Below are 18,758 nucleotides of genomic sequence, written 5' to 3'. Positions count from 1 at the left end.
GCCCGGCGGGCGGCGCGCTGGTAGCATGGTGGGGCCGTATGAACGGCCGCGGATCCAGAGCGCCCCGGTGAACGAGTCCCGGAGCACCGCGCAACGACACCGAAGGAGAGCCATGCCGCTCGACGCTGCCACCAAGCAGTCCATCATCACCGAGTACGCCACTCACGAGGGCGACACCGGCTCGCCCGAGGTGCAGATCGCGCTGCTCACCCAGCGCATCAACGACCTGAACGAGCACCTCAAGGAGCACAAGCACGACCACCACTCGCGTCGTGGCCTGCTCCTCCTCGTCGGCCAGCGCCGCCGCCTGCAGGGCTACCTGCAGAAGGTCGACATCGAGCGCTACCGCGCGCTGATCCAGCGCCTCGGCCTGCGCCGCTGACACCGCCTGCCAGCCCGGTCCCCTCTCGCAGGGGCCGGGCTGGTCTGGTGTGATGTCCTTGTCGGCACGAGGTCGACACGACACCGACCGACGATGACGGGCGATCGCCCGTCACGCCACCACCGCGCCGCCGGATTCTCGTCCGGTCCTCGGTAGTGGCCCCCCGAACCGCCCGGATCCCGGGCCGGCTCCGTGGGCCTCGATCGAAGACCGCCGAGCCGTGGCGGCGCCCTCGAGATCAAGGAGGGCACCCGTGGAGGGTCCCGAGATCCAGTTCGCCGAGGCCGTCATCGACAACGGCCGCTTCGGCACCCGCACCGTCCGCTTCGAGACGGGCCGCCTCGCCCGCCAGGCCGCCGGCTCCGTCGCCGCGTACCTGGACGGCGAGACGATGCTGCTGTCGGCCACGACGGCCGGCAAGCACCCCAAGGACCAGTTCGACTTCTTCCCGCTGACGGTGGACGTCGAGGAGCGGCAGTACGCCGCCGGCAAGATCCCCGGCTCGTTCTTCCGCCGCGAGGGCCGCCCCTCGACGGAGGCGATCCTCGCCTGCCGCCTCATCGACCGTCCGCTGCGCCCGCTGTTCGTCAAGGGCCTGCGCAACGAGGTCCAGGTCGTCATCGACGTCCTGGCCATCCACCCGGACGACTCGTACGACGTGCTGGCGATCAACGCCGCGTCGGCGTCCACCCAGATCTCCGGCCTGCCGTTCTCCGGCCCGGTCGCCGGCGTCCGCGTCGCGCTCATCGACGGCCAGTGGGTCGCGTTCCCGAAGTACTCGGACCTCGAGCGTGCCGTGTTCAACATGGTCGTGGCCGGCCGCATCGTCGGGGACGACGTCGCGATCGCGATGATCGAGGCCGAGGCCACCGACGACGCCTGGAAGCTCATCAAGAGCGAGGGCGTCGCCGCGCCGACCGAGGAGGTCGTCGCCCAGGGCATCGAGGCGTCGAAGCCGTTCCTCAAGGCCCTCTGCGAGGCGCAGGCCTCGCTCGCGGCGCAGGCCGCCAAGGAGGTCCAGGAGTACCCGGTCTTCCTCGACTACCAGGACGACGCGTTCGCCGCCGTCGAGGCCGAGGTCGCGCCGGCGCTGGGCGACGCGCTCGCCATCGCCGACAAGCAGGACCGCGAGAACCGCCTCGACGAGATCAAGGCGGGCATGGTCAGCGCCCTCACGGCGCAGGCCTTCGAGGGTCGCGAGAAGGAGCTGTCGGCCGCGTACCGCGCCCTGCAGAAGAAGCTCATCCGCCAGCGCGTCCTCACCGACGGTGTCCGCATCGACGGTCGTGGGCTCGCGGACATCCGCACGCTGTCGGCCGAGGTCGAGGTCATCCCGCGCGTGCACGGCTCCGCCCTGTTCGAGCGCGGCGAGACCCAGATCCTGGGCGTCACCACGCTGAACATGCTGCGCATGGAGCAGCAGATCGACTCGCTCGGGCCGGTCACGCGCAAGCGCTACATGCACAACTACAACTTCCCGCCGTTCTCCACGGGCGAGACGGGCCGCGTCGGCAGCCCGAAGCGTCGCGAGATCGGGCACGGCGCGCTCGCCGAGCGGGCCCTGGTGCCCGTGCTGCCGAGCCGCGAGGAGTTCCCCTACGCGATCCGCCAGGTGTCCGAGGCTCTCGGTTCCAACGGCTCGACCTCGATGGGCTCCGTCTGCGCCTCGACGCTGTCGCTGCTCAACGCGGGCGTCCCCCTGAAGGCGCCGGTCGCCGGCATCGCGATGGGCCTCATCTCCGACACGGTCGACGGTGAGACCCGCTACGCCGCCCTGACCGACATCCTGGGCGCCGAGGACGCGTTCGGCGACATGGACTTCAAGGTCGCCGGTACCAGCGAGTTCGTCACGGCCATCCAGCTCGACACCAAGCTCGACGGCATCCCCGCGTCGGTCCTGGCCGGCGCGCTGACCCAGGCCCGCGACGCGCGCCTGACCATCCTGGAGGTCCTCGCCGAGGCGATCGACGTCCCGGACGAGATGAGCCCCAACGCTCCGCGCGTCATCTCGGTGAAGGTGCCGGTCGACAAGATCGGCGAGGTCATCGGGCCCAAGGGCAAGATGATCAACCAGATCCAGGAGGAGACGGGCGCGGACATCTCCATCGAGGACGACGGCACCGTCTACATCGGCGCCACCGACGGCCCCTCGGCCGAGGCCGCCCGCGCGGCGATCAACGCGATCGCCAACCCGCACGTCCCCGAGGTGGGCGAGCGCTTCGTCGGCACCGTCGTCAAGACGACGTCGTTCGGCGCGTTCATCTCGCTCTCGCCGGGCAAGGACGGTCTGCTGCACATCAGCCAGATCCGCAAGCTCGTGGGCGGCAAGCGCGTCGAGAACGTCGACGACGTGCTGTCCGTGGGCCAGAAGGTCCAGGTCGAGATCGGTGAGATCGACCCGCGCGGCAAGCTGTCGCTGGTCGCGGTCACCGAGGACGAGAAGGCCGACGACGCGCCGGCCGCCGAGTCCGGCGCCGACGCGCCCGCGGAGGCCTGACGCTCTGATGACCTGGCACCTCCCGCTCGTCCCCGCGGGCGAGCCCGGTGCCGACCTGACCGCCGGGCAGGACGGGGCGACGATCCGTCGCACCGTCCTGCCCGGCGGTGTTCGTGTGCTCACCGAGACGATGCCGGGCCTGCGCTCGGCGACGGTGGGCGCCTGGGTCGGTGTGGGCTCGCGCGACGAGACCGACGGGCACTTCGGCTCGACCCACTTCCTCGAGCACCTGCTGTTCAAGGGGACGCCCCGGCGGTCCGCGATGGACATCGCCGAGGCGTTCGACGCCGTCGGCGGCGAGGCCAACGCCGCCACCGGCAAGGAGCACACCTGCTACTACGCGCGCGTGCTCGACGCCGACCTGCCCATGGCGGTCGACGTGATCGCCGACATGGTGACGTCGGCCCGCCTCGACGAGGGCGAGCTCGAGACCGAGCGCGGCGTCATCCTCGAAGAGCTCGCGATGAACGACGACGACCCGGGCGACGTCGTGCACGAGGAGTTCTCCGCCGCGGTGCTGGGCTCCCACCCCCTGGGCCGCCCGATCGGCGGCACGCCGGACACGATCCGCGCCGTGCCGCGCGACGCGGTCTGGGAGCACTACCGCTGGCACTACCGGCCCGAGACGCTGGTCGTCTCCGCGGCGGGCGGCGTGGACCACGACGCGCTCGTCGCGCAGGTCACGGACGCGCTCGCGACCGGCGGCTGGGACCTCGCCGCCGGAGCCACGCCGCGAGCCCGGCGTGCCACGGCCGCGGACCAGGGCGGCGTCCCGGTCGAAGGCGTCGAGCTGACCGTGCGACGCCAGGTGGAGCAGGCCAACGTCATCATCGGGTCCACCGGGCTCGCAGCGACGGACGACCGTCGTTTCACGCTGTCCGTGCTGAACGCCGTCCTGGGCGGCGGCATGTCGTCGCGCCTGTTCCAGGAGGTGCGTGAGCGGCGCGGGCTGGCCTACACCACGTACTCGTTCGCCTCCGGCCACGGCGGCCTGGGCACCTTCGGCCTGTACGCGGGCTGCTCGCCCGCCAAGGTCGACCAGGTCACCGAGCTGCTCGTCGCGGAGCTGGAGCGCATGGCGGGCGAACCCATCACGACCGCCGAGCTGGAGCGCAGCATCGGCCAGCTGTCGGGCGGGCTGGTGCTCGGCCTCGAGGACTCGGGGTCGCGGATGAGCCGCCTGGGCAAGGCCGAGCTGGTGTACGGCGAGCTCCTCAGCCTCGAGGAGTCGCTCGAGCGGGTCCGGGCCGTGACGGCCGACGACGTGCGCGAGCTCGCGGCCGACCTGGCGGCGCGCCCGCGTTCCGTGGTCCGCGTCGGGCCGTTCGGCGACTGACCGGCGACCCGCCGGGACCGTGAAGAACGAGATCGGAGACCTGATCCCATGAGCAAGACCCTCAGCGTGGCGGTGCTCGGTGCCGCGGGGCGCATGGGTGCCACCGTGTGCCGTGCCGTCGACGAGGCGGCGGGGCTCGAGCTCGTCGCGCGGCTCGACGCGACCGACACCGTGGACGCCGCCGGCCTGGCCGGCGCGGACGTCGTCGTCGACTTCACCGTCCCGGCGGCGACGGAGGGCAACGTGCACGCCGTCCTGGACGCCGGCGCCCACGTGGTCGTCGGCACCACCGGCTGGGACGACGAGTCCCGGGGACGCGTCACCGAGCACCTGGGACGCGTCAACGCGGAGCGGGACGCCGCCGGCCAGTCCGGGCTGGGCGTGCTCATCGCCCCGAACTTCGGCCTGTCCGCCGTGCTGGCGATGACGTTCGCGGCCAAGGCCGCGCGCTACTTCGAGTCTGCGGAGGTGGTGGAGCTGCACCACCCCGACAAGGTGGACGCGCCGTCGGGCACCGCACGGCACACGGCGGCCGCGATCGCGCGGGCCCGGGCCGAGGCGGGTCTCGCGGCGATGCCGGACGCGACGGAGTCGGGCATCGAGGCACGCGGGGCCGACGTCGACGGCGTACGCGTGCACGCCGTCCGGCTGCGAGGGCTCGTCGCGCACGAGGAGATCCTGTTCGGCAACGTCGGTGAGCAGCTGGTGATCCGGCAGGACTCGTTCGACAGGGCCTCCTTCATGCCGGGCGTGCTGCTCGCCGTGCGCGAGGTCGTGTCCCGGCCCGGGCTGACCGTCGGTCTCGAGAACGTGCTGGACCTGTCGTGAGCGAGGCGCCGCGCCGGCGGCTGCCGCGCGGGCTGGTCGGGGCGGTCGTCGTCACCGCGCTGCTCGCGCTGTACATCTGGGCGATCGCCGGTCGCGGCGTGGCGATGATCCGCGTCGGCGAGCCGGTGCTCGTCGCGATCGGCGTGGCGGTGCTCGTCATCCCGCTGCTGGTCATCGTGCTCATCGCCCGGGAATACCGCCTGGCGACCCGCGTGCAGCAGATGGCCGACGTCCTGGCCGCGGCGGGCGAGCTGCCCGTGGACGACCTGCCGCGCTCGCCCGGCGGCCGGATCGACCGTGCGGCGGCCGACGCGGCGTTCGACGTGCGTCGCGACGCCGTCGAGCAGGACCCGGAGAGCTGGAAGGCCTGGTACCAGCTGGCGTTCGCCTACGACGCGGCCGGGGACCGGCGCCGGGCGCGCGAGGCGCTGCGCCGCGCGTCGTCGTTGTTCACGCCGGGCGCCGCGTCCTGACGGACGCGCCGGCCATCGCGGGACGGCGGCTGGAGGGCGGCGTCAGCCGCGTCCAGCAGTAGAGGTCGTGGCGCACCCGACCGGCACGGTCGGCCAGCTCACCCAGCGCGACGAGGGCCGGCACGAGCAGGTCGGCCGGGACCGGGCCGGAGAGCCTCGCGTGGGATCGGGCCACGGCGGCGAGGCGTTCCGGGGGCGTCGCGGCGAGGGCGTGGGCCAGCTCGTCGGACACCGTCACCACCCACGGCCCCTCGTCCGCACCGTCGACGACGGCGCCGTGCCGCGGGTGTGCCGTGACCTCCGCGTAGGGACGGCCGCAGAGGGCCGCCGCGATCCGCCCGAGCACGACGAACGGCTCGACCGCGGGGAGCCGCACCGTGTCGAAGAGCGGCTGCCCGGAGCCGCGCGCGACCACCGAGGGACCGGCCTCCTGGTGCACCACCGTCGCGGCGACCGCGTCGTTGGGTGCCGCGAAGTAGTCGGTGACGATCGGCGGCCGAGGTGTCGTCGCTCCGCCCGGGTGGTCCATGCGTCCACCGTCCCACCGCGGTGCTACGGGCGCGTCACGGCGTCGTGACGGTCCCGCTACGACGCCCGGCGGGGGAACGCCTGGCGGGCCACGAGCACCGCGACCAGGGAGACGGTGACGATGCCTGCGCCCGTCAGCGCGAGGGCCTGGGGGCCGGGGCCGGCCACCACCACGGCCCCGACGGCCGCGCCGAGCCCGATCCCGAAGTTGGAGGTCGCGTTCACGAAGGCGCCCGCGATGTCGGGCGTCGCGCCCTGCGTGCGCAGCGCCGCGGCCTGGAAGGTGGCGGGGATCGCCCCGAACGCGGCGAGCCACACGCCCGCCGCGACGAGCACCCCGGCGGTGGCCGGCAGCGCGAGCGCCAGTGCGACGAGCGCGACGGCGATCGTCGCCATCGCGACGATCGTCAGGGCGCGAGGGCTGTGGTCGAGGTAGCGGGCCGCGCCCCACAGCCCGACCAGACCGAGCGCCCCGAACACCAGCAGCGCCGGCCCGACGGCGGGTTCCGACAGCCCGGCGGCCAGCAGCAGCACCGAGATGTACGTGTAGACGGTGTACTGCCCGCCGAAGAGGACGGTGTTGGTGCCGACGACGAGCCCGAGCCGGGCGCGCCCCTGGCGGGCGGCCGCCGCGTCGCGCGGCGGGGCGGTCTCGACCGCGACCGACGGCAGGAGGCGCGCGACCAGGAGCGCCGTCACGGCGCAGACCGCCGCGAGGACCCCGAAGGACCAGCGCCAGCCCACGGCGGCGCCGAGCGACGTCGACAGAGGCACGCCGAGCACGAAGCCCAGGGTGCCCCCGGCGGTGACGAGCGTCAGCGCGCGTCCCGTGTAGAGGGGGCTGACCAGCCGGGCGGCGTACGCGATCGACACGGAGAAGAAGACCGCGTGCCCGAGCCCGCCGAGCACCCGCGCCCCCGCCACCACGGCGTACGACGGCGCCACGGCGACCAGCAGGTTGCTCAGGGCGTAGGTGGCGAGGGTGACGAGCAGCAGCGGCTTGCGGGCCAGCGACCGGGTCGCGACCGTCAGCGGGACCGCGCACGCCGCGACGACGAACGCGTACACCGTGACCAGCAGCCCCGCCGTGGACTCGCTGACCCCGACGCCCCGTGCGACCTGCGGCAGCAGGCCCACCGGCAGCACCTCCGTCGTGATCGCGACGAAGTTGGCGACGCCGAGCACCGCGATCCCGGCCGCGGCGTCACGGACGGTGCGCGTCGGTGACGAGGCGGGTTCACGGGCCGGGCCGGGTGCGGGGTCGGAGGGGAGGGGCACCGCCTCATCCTGCCACCGGTGCCCCGGCGGCGAGGGGGGCGTCCGCGCGCCCGGGGTCGACCCGGCCGTCGACGAGCCGGACGACGGCGTCCACCGGGCCGAGCGTCGACTCGTCGTGCGTGACCAGCACGGTGGCGGCGCCACACTCGCGCCCGAGCGAGGTGACCAGCTCGACGACCGCCAGCCCGCGGTCGTGGTCGAGCGCGGAGGTGGGCTCGTCCACGAGCAGCACGTCCGGCGTCGTCGCCAGGGCGCGCGCGATCGCCACGCGCTGACGCTGGCCGCCCGAGAGCTGTGCGGGGCGACGCCGCGCCTGGTCGGCCAGCCCGACGGCGTCGAGCAGCTCGAGGGCACGGGCGCGCAGGGCGGAGGGTCGTGCGCCGCGGAGGTGGGCGAGCAGCTCGACCTGCTCGACGGCCGTCAGGGACGGCAGGAGCTGCGGCTGCTGGAACACGATGCCGACGTGGTCGCGCCGCACCCGGGTGGCCTCCGCGACGGTCGTCGTGGGGGTGAGCACGGGCGCGTCGGGGCCCGCGCCGAACGTCACGGTGCCGGACGTCGGGCGGGTGAGGCCTCCGGCCACGGCGAGCAGGCTGGACTTGCCCGAGCCGGACGGGCCGACGAGGGCCGTCGTCGTGCCCGCGGGCACCGTGAGCGAGACGTCGTCGACGGCCGTGAGGGTCGAGGAGCCGTCGGGGTAGACGAGCGTGAGGCGGTCGAGGTGCAGGTCCATGGTGGTCTCCCGGAGAGGTTGGGGGCAGGGGGCAGGGGAGCGGTCAGCGGGCGGCGAGCGCGGCGTGCGGGTCGACGCGGGTGATGCGCGCGACGGCGAGCCCCGCCCCTGCGACACCGAGGACGACGAGCAGCGCCGCGGGCAGCACGGTGGTGGCGACGGAGACGACCACCGGGACGGCCGAGGGCAGGAGCGCGGCCGAGCCGGCGGCGAGGAGGGTGCCCAGGGCGACGCCGCCCACGAGGACCACGACGGCCTGCCCGATCGCGTCGCGCAGCAGGTAGCCCGTCGACGCGCCGAGGGCCTTGAGGACGGCGACGTCACCGCTGCGCCCCACGGTCCAGACGGTGAAGAAGGCCCCGACGACGAGCGCGGAGATCGCCAGGAGGAACGCCTGCATGGTGGTCAGCGAGCCGTTCTCTGCGGCGAAGGAGCCGACCGCCGTGCGGGCCTCGCGGGGAGTGAGCACGACGGTCCCCGTGGCCTCCGCGACCGCCGCCGCGGCGTCGTCGTCGAGGCTGTCGCTGAGCGCCATGGCGGTCGCGACGTCGCCGGCCCCGGCCCCGGCGTCGGCCGGCTCGGCGCCGACCGCCTGCCAGTCGTCCAGGGTCGTCCAGACCACGGGGGTGTGCGCGTAGGAGGCGTCGTCCGGCACGACGCGCGAGACCCGCAGGTGCTGGGACGCGACCACGAGGGTGTCGCCGCCGCGCGCACCGAGGTCCTCGGCGGCCCCGGCCGACAGCACCACCCGCCCGGCACCCACGTCCGCACCGTCCGGCACGAGGCCCGACCCCGGCCGCACGCCGAGGACGGTGACGGAGACGCCGCCCGCCCCCGCGCCGAGCGTGGCGCGCGTCGTGGCGATGCCGAGCGGCTCGGCGGCCGTCACCTCGGGCTGCGCCTCCCAAGCAGCGACGTCGTCTGCGTCCACCTGGGAGGCGGCGAGGTCGACCGCGGCGCCGTCGGGCACCGAGAGCGCGACGTGGTCGACGGGCAGGTCGGTGATCACGGACGTCGACTCCCGAGCGAGCCCCGTGGTGAGAGAGGCGAGGAAGGTCACGAGGAACGTGACGAGGACGACGACGACGGACACGAGGGCGAACCGGCCACGGGCGTGGCGCAGGTCGCGCAGGGCGACGAACACAGGGACCTCCGGGTGCGGGGACGAGTACCCCTCGAGGCTGCCGTCCGGCCGCGTCCTGGGGATCCGGCCCGCGGCCGGTCGGCCGCCGCCGCGAGGTGGAGGTGCGGCTCCACCTTTCGGCCGATGCGTGGCGCACCACCGTGGCTACGGTGAAGGCATGCCCGCCCGCCCCGCCCACCCCGCGCTCGCGACGACCCGGGGGCTGCAGGTCGGTCTCGACGTGCTCGTCGGCGGTCTCGTGCTGTTCTCCGTCGGCCAGGTGCTGGTGTCGGGCGGGTCGCGCGGCGGGGTGCTGACGGTCGTGCTGCTCGCGGCCGCGCTGCTCGCCCTCTACGCGGTCGGCCGGGCGCGGGTCCGCGTCGTCGACCGGCCGGTCGGCGCACCGCGCGGCGCCTGGTGGCCCGGCGGGGCGTGGATGCTGGCGCTGGGCCTGCTGTGGCTCGCGCTGGCGGCTGCGGCGCCGAGCGCGCTGTGGCTGGCGTTCCCGCTGATGCTGCTGCAGATGCACGTGCTCGGCCCGCACCGTGGCGTCGTCGCGGTGGTCCTCACGGCGGGAGCCGCGGTCGCCGCCTGGGCCTGGTGGTCGGGCACGCTCGTGGTCGGGGCGGTGCTCGGGCCGCTGCTGGGCGGTGCGGTCGCCGTCGGCGTCGTCCTCGGGCTCGAGGCGCTGGTGCGCGAGGCGCAGGAGCGGCAGCGCATGCTCGCCGAGCTGCGGGCCACGCGCGCCGACCTGGCCCACGCCGAGCGCGACCGCGCCGTCGCCGGCGAGCGCGAGCGCCTCGCGCGCGAGATCCACGACACGCTGGCGCAGGGCTACTCGGCCATCGAGCTGCTGCTGCGCGCGGCGCGCGCCCAGGTAGGCGGCGACGACGACGGCGCCCGCGACGGGATCGACCGGGCCCGCGACGTCGCGCGCGAGAACCTCGCCGAGGCCCGCCGGTTCGTCCGTGACCTCGCCCCCACCGATCTCGCCGGGGCGGGGGAGACCGCGCTGGCGGCCGCGCTGCGCCGCGTCGCCGGGCGCACCGCGGACCGGGGTGACGTCGCCGTGACGGTCACGGTCACCGGCGCGCCGCGGGCTGTCGGCACGCCGGTCGAGACCGCGCTGCTGCGCGTGGCGCAGTCGGCGCTCGCGAACGTCACCCAGCACGCGGGGGCGCAGGCGGCGGCCGTGACGCTGAGCTACCTGGACGACGCCGTCGCCCTCGACGTCGTGGACGACGGCGTCGGGTTCGACCCGGCATCGCTCGCGCCGACCTCCGGGCCAGGCCGCGGGGCAGGCCGCGGGGCAGGCAGCGGGACAGAGGACGACGCGCCCGGCGGCTACGGCCTGGTCGCGATGCGTTCGCGGGCGGCCGAGCTGGGCGGCACGTTGAGCGTCGAGTCCGCCCCGGGTCGGGGGACGGCGCTCGCGGTCCAGCTGCCGGTGCCCGCGGCCGCGCCGCCGAGGACCGGCGCGTCCGCGGAGCTCGCGGGGGAGGAGGCGTGATCGAGGTCGTCCTGACCGACGACCACCCGGTGGTGCGCGCGGGGCTGCGCGCCGTCCTCGACGCTCAGCCGGACGTGCGGGTGGTCGCCGAGCTGGGGCGTGCCGAGGACCTCGTGGCGCGGGTGCGCCGCGGCGAGCCGGCCGACGTGCTGCTCGTCGACCTCCGCTTCGGCGAGGGCCGGCTGGGCGGCGTCGAGGCGACGCGGCAGGTCGTGGCCCTGGGCGGCCCGCCCGTGCTGATCCTCACGACGTACGACTCGGACGCGGACATCCTCGCCGCCGTGGAGGCGGGTGCCGCCGGGTACCTCCTCAAGGACGCGCCGACCGACGAGCTCGCGGCGGCGGTCCGCGCCGCGGCGACGGGGCAGGCGGTGCTCGGCCCGGCCGTGCAGCGCCGGCTGCTGGGACGCCTGCGCTCGCCCGGTGTCGCGCCGACGCTGCGGGAGATCGAGGTGCTGGGGCTCGTCGCCGCCGGCCGCAGCAACGAGGAGATCGCCCGCGCGCTGTTCCTCACGCGCGCCACGGTGAAGTCACACCTGGCGCACGTCTACGACAAGCTCGGGGTGACCTCGCGCACGGCGGCCGTGGCCGAGGCGCGGCGGCGCGGCATCCTCGCCTGACGACCCGCCCGGGCGTCGCGCACAGGCTCACCCGTCACCTGTCGCCCTTCACCCGTCATACACGGTCGGGCCTCAGAGGGCGGCCGACCAGCGCCGCTCCACGACGTCCCGCACGCCGGTCGCCAGGGTGCGGGTCATGCCGTCCGGGCCGAGGCCGGCCGAGGAGAGGAAGCGCTCGCGGGCGGAGTCGTCGTCGAGCACCCAGGTGACGACCTCCTCGGCGCCGTCGGTGCGCAGCCGGTCGACCGCGGCCGACAGCAGGCGTGAGCCGTGCCCGCCCCGCTGGTGCTGCGGCTCCACCTCGAGGGCGACGAGCTGGCCCGGGCCGACGGCAGCGAAGCCGACGACCGCGGGGCCGTCGAGCGCGACGAGGACGGCGAAGCCCGGCCCGGGCGGCGCGGAGATGGCGCGCGCCCAGCGCTCGCGCATCGTGTCGGTGTCGAGCGCGTCGACGACGCCGTCGCCGAGCGCGACCTCGTGCGTCGCGCGCCACGCCGACACCTGGACGCGGGTCACCGCGTCCTCGTCGCCGGGGACGGCCGGGCGGACCGAGACGTCGGCCGTCTCGCGGAAGAGTGCCATCGGGCCACCCTAGTGAGTGACGGCGAGTGAGTGACGGCGAGCGAGTGACGGCGGGCGCGGTGGCGTCAGCCCCAGCCGAGCGCGCGCAGCCCCGCGGCGGTCGCGGCCGCGAGCACGACCACGAGGATGAACGGCGCGCGCAGCGCGAGCGCGATCGCGGCGACGGCCAGCGCGGGCACCCGCGCGTCGACGGCCAGCGACTGGCCGTCCGCGAACGTCTGGACGACGACCAGCGACACGAGCAGCGCCACCGTGACGAGCGTCGACGTGCGCTGCACCCGCTCGGTGGCCAGCCAGTGCTCGGGGACGAGGTGGCCGCCGAGCTTGAGCGCCAGGCTGAGCAGGGAGGCGACCAGCACGGTCACCCACAGCACCGTGGTGGTCATGCGGCCTGCTCCCGGTGGTCTGCGGGCCGCGGGCCCGCGACGAGCCCGACGACGATCGCGGCGGCCGCCGCCGCGAGCACCGGCACCCCGGCGGGCGCCAGGGGGACGAGGGCGGCGGTGACCGCCACGGCCACCGCTGCCACGAGCTGCGCCTGCCGTGACGCGAGGCGCGGCCACACGAGGGCGAGGAACGCCGCCCCGGCCGCGGCGTCCAGCCCCCACGCGCGCGGGTCGCCGAGAGCGTCGCCGGCGAGAGCCCCGAGCAGCGTGAACGCGTTCCACAGGACGAAGACGCCGATCCCGGTGACCCAGAACCCCGCCCGGGTGGCCGCCCGCTCCCGCTGCCCGACCGCCACCGCCGTCGACTCGTCGATCGTGAGGTGCGCCGCCGCAAGCCGCCGCCAGCCGCGCACCTGCAGGAGCGGGGCCACCACCGCGCCGTACAGCGTGTTGCGCACGCCCAGCAGCGTCGACGTCGCGATCGCGGCGACGGGGGAGCCGCCCGCGGCGACCACGCCGACGAGGGCGAACTGCGAGCCTCCGGAGAAGAGCAGCAGGCTCAGCACCATCGTCTGCGGCACGCTCACGCCCGCCACGACCGACAGCGCCCCGAAGGAGATGCCGTAGAGCCCGGTGGCCAGGGCCACCGAGGCACCCTGGCGGACGGCGGACCGCACCGCCGGGTCCGGTCGCGCTGCACGTGTCACGCCGGTAGTTGACCACGAGCCCCGGTGCCGCGGGAAACGCGCGGACGGTGCTCGCCGCTCAGAGGGCCACGTACACGGTCTCGAGGTACTCCTCGAGCCCTGCCTCGCCCCCTTCGCGCCCGAGTCCCGACTGCTTCATGCCGCCGAACGGGGCGCTCGCGTCGGACACCATGCCCCGGTTGATGCCGATCATGCCGGCGTCGACCTCGGCGCCGACGCGCAGGGCGCGGTCGAGGGAGGTGGTGTAGGCGTAGGCGGCCAGCCCGTACTCCGTGTCGTTGGCGAGGGCGATCGCCTCGTCGTCGTCGGCGAACGCGACCACGGGCGCCACCGGCCCGAAGATCTCCTCCCGCACCGCCCGGGCGTCCGGGCCGACCCCGGACAGCACCGTCGGCTCGAAGAACGTGCCGGGACCGTCGGGCCGCCCGCCACCGGTGAGCACCTGCGCGCCGCGCCCGGAGGCGTCGTCGACGAGCTCGGCGACCTTGGCCACCGCCTTCTCGTCGATGAGCGGACCGACGTCCACGCCGTCCGCGTCGCCGCGCCCGACCCGCAGCCCGGAGAACCGGTCGGCGAGCCGTTGGGCGAACTCCCGTGCCACCGAGTCGTGCACCAGGAAGCGGTTGGCCGCCACGCAGGACTGCCCGGCGTTGCGGAGCTTGGCGACGGTGGCGCCGTCCACGGCCGCGTCGAGGTCGGCGTCCGCGAACACGACGAAGGGCGCGTTGCCGCCCAGCTCCATCGACGTGCGCAGCACCTGCTCCGCGGCCTGCTGCAGGAGGCCGCGGCCCACGGCGGTGGAGCCGGTGAACGACAGCTTGCGCAGCCGGTCGTCGCCCAGGAGCGGTGCGACCAGGTCGGCGGAGGTGGCGGTCGGGACGACGTTCACGACGCCGCGCGGCAGGCCGCGGTCGGCCAGCTCGGAGCGGATCACCTCGGCCACGAGCATGGTGGTGAGCGGGGTCTGGTGCGCGGGCTTGATCACGACCGTGCAGCCGGCGGCGAGCGCCGGGCCGATCTTGCGGGTCGCCATCGCGATGGGGAAGTTCCACGGGGTGATCAGCAGCGCCGGGCCGACGGGGCGCCGGTGCACGAGCTGGCGGTTCGTGCCGGCGGGCGCGGTGCGGACCACGCCGTCGGTGCGGACCGCCTGCTCCGCGTACCAGCGCAGGAAGTCGGCGCCGTACACGACCTCGGCGCGTGCCTCCGCCAGGGGCTTGCCGCACTCGGCCGTGATGAGCGAGGCGAAGGCGTCGCTGCGCGCGACGATCCGCTCGTACACGGCCCGCAGCAGCTCCGAGCGCTCCCGGGGCGCCACCGCGCGCCACGCCGGCGCGGCCTCCGCGGCCGAGGCGAGCGCCCGCCGCCCGTCCTCGGGCGAGGCGTCGGCGACGTCGAACAGCACCTCGCCGGTGGCCGGGTCGGTCACCTCGAAGGTCCGGCCGCCCGCGGCCGCGGTCCACTGGCCGTCGGCGAGCATGCCGGTCGGCAGATGGGCGACGAGCGCGGGGGACAGCGAGCTCATGCCCCGAGTATGCACAGGGGGCGGCCTGCTCGACACGGGAACGTCGCACGACCCGGCTCGCTCTCCGCCACGCTCCCCCCGGAGCCGGCAGGTCCGGGTGCTCGACGGGTGAACCGGTCCGTCCCGGACGGCCGCGCCCGGTACGGTTGACCCATGACGCTCGCCCCCACCGCCGCGCGCCCCTTCGGCGCTGTCCTCACCGCGATGGTCACGCCCATGACGCCCTCGGGCGACGTCGATCTGGACGCTGCGGCGCGGGTGGCGAAGCGGCTGGTGGACGAGGGCAACGACGGGCTCGTGCTCTCGGGCACCACCGGCGAGTCGCCGACGACGCACGCGCCCGAGAAGGCGGACCTCGTGCGCGCGGTCGTGGACGCCGTGGGCGACCGCGCCTTCGTCCTGGCGGGCGCAGGCTCCAACGACACGGTGCACGCGGTGCGCATGGCCGAGCAGGCGGCCGAGGCCGGTGCGCACGGCCTCCTCGTCGTCTCGCCCTACTACTCGCGCCCCAGCCAGGAGGGCCTGTACCGCCACTTCGTGACGGTGGCGGACGCGACCGACCTGCCCGTCATGCTGTACGACGTGCCAGGCCGCACCTGCGTGCGGATCGCGGCGCCGACCTACGCCCGCCTCGCGCGGCACCCGAAGATCGTCGCGACGAAGGACGCGACCGGTGACGTCGCCTCGGCCGCCCTCCTCGCCGCCGAGACCGGGCTCGCCTGGTACTCCGGCGACGACAGCCTGCTCCTGCCCTTCCTCTCCGTCGGCGCCGCCGGCATCGTCTCCGTCTCCGCGCACGTCGTGGCCGGAGCGTTCGCCGAGGTCGTGCGCCGCTGGGACGCGGGCGACACCGCCGGCGCCCTCGCCGCCTTCCTCCCCACCCTGCCCGTGATCGAGGCGCTGAACGGCGCCGGCGCGCAGGCCGTGATGGCGAAGGCCGCGCTCGAGGCGCTCGGCGCCCTCGACAACCGCGAGCTGCGGCTGCCGAACACCGCCGCCACCGAGGACGACGTCGCGCTGGTGCGCGGCGCCCTCGCCACGGCCGGCTATCTCGACGACGGCGTCCGCGCGGGCGCCACCACACTTCCGTAAGACCGACCGGCCTGGAGGCCTCGTGAGCCACCCTCACCCCGAACTTCCCCTGCCCCCCGCCCTGCCGTCGAAGGGGCTGCGCATCGTGGCCCTCGGCGGGCTGGGCGAGGTGGGCCGCAACATGGCCGTCCTCGAGTACGAGGGGCGGCTGCTCGTCATCGACTGCGGCGTCCTCTTCCCCGAGGACCACCAGCCCGGCGTGGACCTGATCCTGCCGGACTTCGACTACATCAAGGACCGCCTCGACGACATCGAGGCGATCGTCCTCACCCACGGCCACGAGGACCACATCGGCGCCGTGCCCTACCTGCTGCGGCTGCGCCGGGACATCCCGCTGGTCGGCTCGCGGCTGACCCTCGCGTTCGTCGACGCCAAGCTCAAGGAGCACCGCATCAAGCCGGTGCTGCGCGTCGTGGCCGAGGGCGAGACCGCACGGTTCGGTGTGTTCGACTGCGAGTTCGTCGCCGTCAACCACTCGATCCCGGACGCGCTGGCCGTCGCCGTCACGACGGGCGCCGGCACCGTGCTGCACACCGGCGACTTCAAGATGGACCAGCTGCCGCTCGACGGCCGCATCACCGACCTGCGCGCGTTCGCCCGGCTGGGCGAGAAGGGCGTCGACCTGTTCATGGTCGACTCCACCAACGCCGAGGTCCCCGGCTTCGTCACGAACGAGGTCGAGATCGGCCCGGCGCTGGACGCCGCCTTCGCGCAGGCGGAGAAGCGGATCGTCGTCGCGTCGTTCTCCTCGCACGTGCACCGCGTGCAGCAGGTGCTCAACGCCGCCCACGCCCACGGGCGCAAGGTCGCGCTCGTCGGGCGGTCCATGGTGCGCAACATGGGCATCGCCGCGGAGCTCGGCTACCTCGACGTCCCGCCGGGCGTCCTCATCGAGCTGAAGCAGGCCGCCAGCCTGCCCGACGACCGGATCGTCTACATGTCCACCGGCTCCCAGGGCGAGCCGATGGCGGCGCTCAGCCGGATGGCGAACGGCGACCACAAGGTCCAGGTGGGCCACGGCGACACCGTGATCCTGGCGTCGTCCCTCATCCCGGGCAACGAGAACTCCGTGTTCCGGGTGATCAACGGCCTGACCCGCCTCGGCGCGCGCGTCGTGCACTCCGGCAACGCCAAGGTGCACGTGTCGGGGCACGCGAGCGCCGGCGAGCTCCTGTACTGCTACAACGTGCTCAAGCCGCGCAACGTCATGCCCGTGCACGGGGAGGTGCGCCACCTCGTGGCCAACGCGGCGCTCGCGGTCCGCACGGGCGTGCCCGCCGACCGCGTGGTCCTCGCCGAGGACGGCGTGGTCGTCGACCTCGTGGACGGCAAGGCGTCCGTCGTGGGTGCGGTGCCCTGCGGGTACGTCTTCGTCGACGGCTCGACCGTCGGCGCGGTGACCGAGAACGAGCTCAAGGACCGCCGGACGCTGGCGGAGGAGGGCTTCGTCTCGGTCTTCGCCGTCGTGGACACCGCCACGGGCAAGGTGCTCGCCGGCCCGCAGATCCTCGCGCGCGGGATGGCCGAGGACGCCGCGGTGTTCGAGGAGATCCAGCCCGACGTGGTCGCGGCGCTGGAGACCGCCATCGCGGGCGGTGCCACCGACACCTACCAGCTGCAGCAGGTGATGCGTCGCGTCATCGGCCAGTGGGTGAACCGCCGCCTGCGCCGCCGCCCGATGATCGTGCCGGTGGTCGTGGAGGCCTGACGGCATACCCCCTGGTCAGGGGTGACGAGCGACGGGGTCGCGCCAGTATGCTGGCGCGGCCCCGCCGCCGTCCCGGAGGTCTCGATGACCCGACCTGACCCGTTCGCCCCGCCGTCCGGCGTGGTGCCGCCGGAGCGTTCGACCCTGGCTCAGGCGCAGTCCGTCCGGCCGGAGCCGCGGTACGGCGCCTTGGCGTCGCCGGGGGCGAGCCCCGCGCCCACGGTGCCCGCCGTGCTCGCCGGCGCCCCGACGGGTCTCGCAGCGGCGGCGTCCGTGCTGGCGGTGGTCTGGACGGTGCTGCAGCTCGGCTTCTTCCTCACCTCGCTCGCGGCAGTGGAGCCCTACGAGGCCGCGCTCGCTGCGCGCAGGTCGCTGATGACCGTCGTGACGCCGTACGACTCGCTCGCGGTGCTCGCGTTTCCCGTGCAGGCGGCGATGTTCGTCGTCGGGTGCCTGTGGCTCCAGCAGGGTCGCCGGCTCGCGGCGGCCCTGTCTCCGAGCGTCCGGCAGGTGCGACGCCCCGTGTGGGTCTGGCTGGGCTGGGTCGTGCCGTTCGTCTTCCTCTGGTTCCCGTACCAGGTGGTGCGGGACGTGCGCGCGGCCGCCGTCGGGGGCACCGCGTCGCGCCGGCTCGGGTGGTGGTGGGCGTGCTGGCTGGTCGGGCTGTGGTCGTCCAACCAGGCGTCGCTCGTGTCGATGGGCCTGCGCGCGACGGATCCCGAGGTCGTCCCGGTGTTCGAGGGGATCTCCTTCGCGGCGACGGCCGCCGCCTGCGCGCTGTGGGTCGGGCTGGTCCGCGAGATCACGCGGGGCCTGCAGGCCCGGCGCGCCCCGGGCCTCTGACCCCGGGAGCGAGCCGTACCCTGCCTGGCATGACCTCGATCCCGACGACCCCGACGAGCCCGAGAGCCCCGGTGCGCCCGCCGCGCGCCGAGCTGCACCTGCACCTGGAGGGCACACTCGAGCCCGAGCTGGCGTTCGCGCTCGCCGAGCGCAACCGCGTGCCGCTGCCGTTCGCGGACCCCGCCGCGCTCCGGGCGGCCTACGACTTCACGGACCTCCAGTCGTTCCTGGACCTCTACCACGCGACGTCGCAGGTGCTGCGCACGGCGGAGGACTTCGCGGACCTCACCGTCGCGTACCTGCGGCGCGCCGCCGCGGGCGGCGTGCGACACGCCGAGCTGATGGTCGACCTGCAGACCCACGTCGCGCGTGGCGTGCCGCTGGAAGAGGTGGTGGCGGGCGTCGCCGGGGGCCTGGCCGCGGGCGAGGCGGAGGTCGGCGTCTCCGGTCTGCTGATCGCGGCCTTCCTGCGCCACCGGCCCGCCACGGAGGCGGACGGGCTGCTCGACGACCTGCTGGCCCTGGACGCACCGGTCGCGGGGGTGGGCCTCGCCTCCACCGAGGTCGGGTTCTCGGCGGCACCCTTCGCGGCGGCCTTCGCGAAGGC

General features: G+C 75.0%; 19 protein-coding genes. 11 read left to right on the top strand and 8 right to left on the bottom strand.

Annotated elements, in window-relative coordinates; translation table 11 throughout:
* The first annotated feature begins 112 nt into the window (after window positions 1-112).
* From rpsO to ACFT55_RS10780, 5 genes are all read left to right on the top strand, one after another.
* Window positions 113-382 (top strand): 30S ribosomal protein S15, encoded by a 270-nt coding sequence (rpsO, locus tag ACFT55_RS10800; protein ID WP_380243829.1) that lies wholly within the window; start codon window positions 113-115, stop codon window positions 380-382.
* A gap of 253 nt (window positions 383-635) precedes the next feature.
* Window positions 636-2,879 (top strand): polyribonucleotide nucleotidyltransferase, encoded by a 2,244-nt coding sequence (locus tag ACFT55_RS10795; RefSeq protein ID WP_380243828.1) that lies wholly within the window; start codon window positions 636-638, stop codon window positions 2,877-2,879.
* 7 nt (window positions 2,880-2,886) lie between these two features.
* On the top strand, window positions 2,887-4,215 hold the full coding sequence (locus tag ACFT55_RS10790; RefSeq protein WP_380243827.1) for a M16 family metallopeptidase: 1,329 nt from the start codon (window positions 2,887-2,889) through the stop codon (window positions 4,213-4,215).
* 48 nt (window positions 4,216-4,263) lie between these two features.
* Window positions 4,264-5,043 carry a 4-hydroxy-tetrahydrodipicolinate reductase gene (gene dapB, locus ACFT55_RS10785; protein WP_380243826.1) on the top strand — a complete coding sequence of 260 codons (780 nt, stop codon included), beginning with the start codon at window positions 4,264-4,266 and terminating at the stop codon, window positions 5,041-5,043.
* Window positions 5,040-5,516, top strand: coding sequence for a tetratricopeptide repeat protein (locus ACFT55_RS10780; RefSeq protein ID WP_380243825.1), 477 nt, complete (start codon window positions 5,040-5,042; stop codon window positions 5,514-5,516). The genes dapB and ACFT55_RS10780 overlap by 4 nt, the downstream gene beginning before the upstream one ends.
* Here the strand turns inward: ACFT55_RS10780 and ACFT55_RS10775 are convergent.
* From ACFT55_RS10775 to ACFT55_RS10760, 4 genes are read right to left on the bottom strand one after another with little or no spacing between them, the layout of a single operon-like run.
* On the bottom strand, window positions 5,494-6,045 hold the full coding sequence (locus tag ACFT55_RS10775; RefSeq protein WP_380243824.1) for a hypothetical protein: 552 nt from the start codon (window positions 6,043-6,045) through the stop codon (window positions 5,494-5,496). The two genes, ACFT55_RS10780 and ACFT55_RS10775, sit on opposite strands and share 23 nt — an antisense overlap.
* A gap of 56 nt (window positions 6,046-6,101) precedes the next feature.
* On the bottom strand, window positions 6,102-7,322 hold the full coding sequence (locus tag ACFT55_RS10770; protein WP_380243823.1) for an MFS transporter: 1,221 nt from the start codon (window positions 7,320-7,322) through the stop codon (window positions 6,102-6,104).
* 4 nt (window positions 7,323-7,326) lie between these two features.
* On the bottom strand, window positions 7,327-8,055 hold the full coding sequence (locus ACFT55_RS10765; protein WP_380243822.1) for an ABC transporter ATP-binding protein: 729 nt from the start codon (window positions 8,053-8,055) through the stop codon (window positions 7,327-7,329).
* 43 nt (window positions 8,056-8,098) lie between these two features.
* A complete protein-coding gene (locus tag ACFT55_RS10760) occupies window positions 8,099-9,199 on the bottom strand; it encodes an FtsX-like permease family protein (protein WP_380243821.1) in 1,101 nt (366 codons plus the stop codon).
* A 157-nt stretch (window positions 9,200-9,356) separates the two neighbouring features.
* Here ACFT55_RS10760 and ACFT55_RS10755 point away from each other — a divergent pair, with 157 nt between their 5' ends.
* Window positions 9,357-10,688 carry a sensor histidine kinase gene (locus ACFT55_RS10755; RefSeq protein WP_380243820.1) on the top strand — a complete coding sequence of 444 codons (1,332 nt, stop codon included), beginning with the start codon at window positions 9,357-9,359 and terminating at the stop codon, window positions 10,686-10,688.
* On the top strand, window positions 10,685-11,308 hold the full coding sequence (locus ACFT55_RS10750) for a response regulator (RefSeq protein ID WP_380243819.1): 624 nt from the start codon (window positions 10,685-10,687) through the stop codon (window positions 11,306-11,308). Before ACFT55_RS10755 ends, ACFT55_RS10750 begins: the two co-directional genes overlap by 4 nt.
* 72 nt (window positions 11,309-11,380) lie before the next feature.
* On the opposite strand, the gene ACFT55_RS10745 is transcribed toward ACFT55_RS10750, so the two are convergent.
* The 4 genes from ACFT55_RS10745 to ACFT55_RS10730 all read right to left on the bottom strand — a co-directional run bounded on the left by ACFT55_RS10745 (window position 11,381) and on the right by ACFT55_RS10730 (window position 14,508).
* Window positions 11,381-11,890, bottom strand: a complete 510-nt coding sequence (locus ACFT55_RS10745) for a GNAT family N-acetyltransferase (RefSeq protein ID WP_380243818.1) — start codon at window positions 11,888-11,890, stop codon at window positions 11,381-11,383.
* Window positions 11,891-11,955: 65 nt separating this feature from the next.
* Window positions 11,956-12,276: an AzlD domain-containing protein gene (locus ACFT55_RS10740; RefSeq protein ID WP_380243817.1), complete on the bottom strand. Its 321-nt coding sequence runs from the start codon at window positions 12,274-12,276 to the stop codon at window positions 11,956-11,958.
* The gene (locus tag ACFT55_RS10735) at window positions 12,273-12,983 is read right to left on the bottom strand and encodes an AzlC family ABC transporter permease (RefSeq protein ID WP_380243816.1); all 711 of its coding nucleotides are present in this window, start codon (window positions 12,981-12,983) and stop codon (window positions 12,273-12,275) included. The genes ACFT55_RS10740 and ACFT55_RS10735 overlap by 4 nt, the downstream gene beginning before the upstream one ends.
* 58 nt (window positions 12,984-13,041) lie before the next feature.
* Window positions 13,042-14,508, bottom strand: a complete 1,467-nt coding sequence (locus tag ACFT55_RS10730) for an NAD-dependent succinate-semialdehyde dehydrogenase (RefSeq protein WP_380243815.1) — start codon at window positions 14,506-14,508, stop codon at window positions 13,042-13,044.
* Window positions 14,509-14,661: 153 nt separating this feature from the next.
* On the opposite strand from ACFT55_RS10730, the gene dapA reads away from it, so the two are divergent.
* From dapA to ACFT55_RS10710, 4 genes are all read left to right on the top strand, one after another.
* A complete protein-coding gene (gene dapA, locus ACFT55_RS10725) occupies window positions 14,662-15,600 on the top strand; it encodes a 4-hydroxy-tetrahydrodipicolinate synthase (protein WP_380243814.1) in 939 nt (312 codons plus the stop codon).
* Window positions 15,601-15,622: 22 nt separating this feature from the next.
* Window positions 15,623-17,308: a ribonuclease J gene (locus tag ACFT55_RS10720; RefSeq protein WP_380243813.1), complete on the top strand. Its 1,686-nt coding sequence runs from the start codon at window positions 15,623-15,625 to the stop codon at window positions 17,306-17,308.
* A gap of 84 nt (window positions 17,309-17,392) precedes the next feature.
* A complete protein-coding gene (locus ACFT55_RS10715) occupies window positions 17,393-18,151 on the top strand; it encodes a DUF4328 domain-containing protein (protein ID WP_380243812.1) in 759 nt (252 codons plus the stop codon).
* Between the two features lie 29 nt (window positions 18,152-18,180).
* Window positions 18,181-18,758: adenosine deaminase (locus tag ACFT55_RS10710; RefSeq protein ID WP_380243811.1), on the top strand; the 578-nt coding region annotated here is incomplete at its 3' end.

The sequence above is a fragment of the Isoptericola sp. NPDC057191 genome, assembly GCF_042670225.1.
Taxonomy (GTDB): Bacteria; Actinomycetota; Actinomycetes; order Actinomycetales; family Cellulomonadaceae; genus Isoptericola.
Note: the sequence above shows the minus strand (reverse complement) of the source record. Positions and strands in the feature narration are given on the sequence as shown.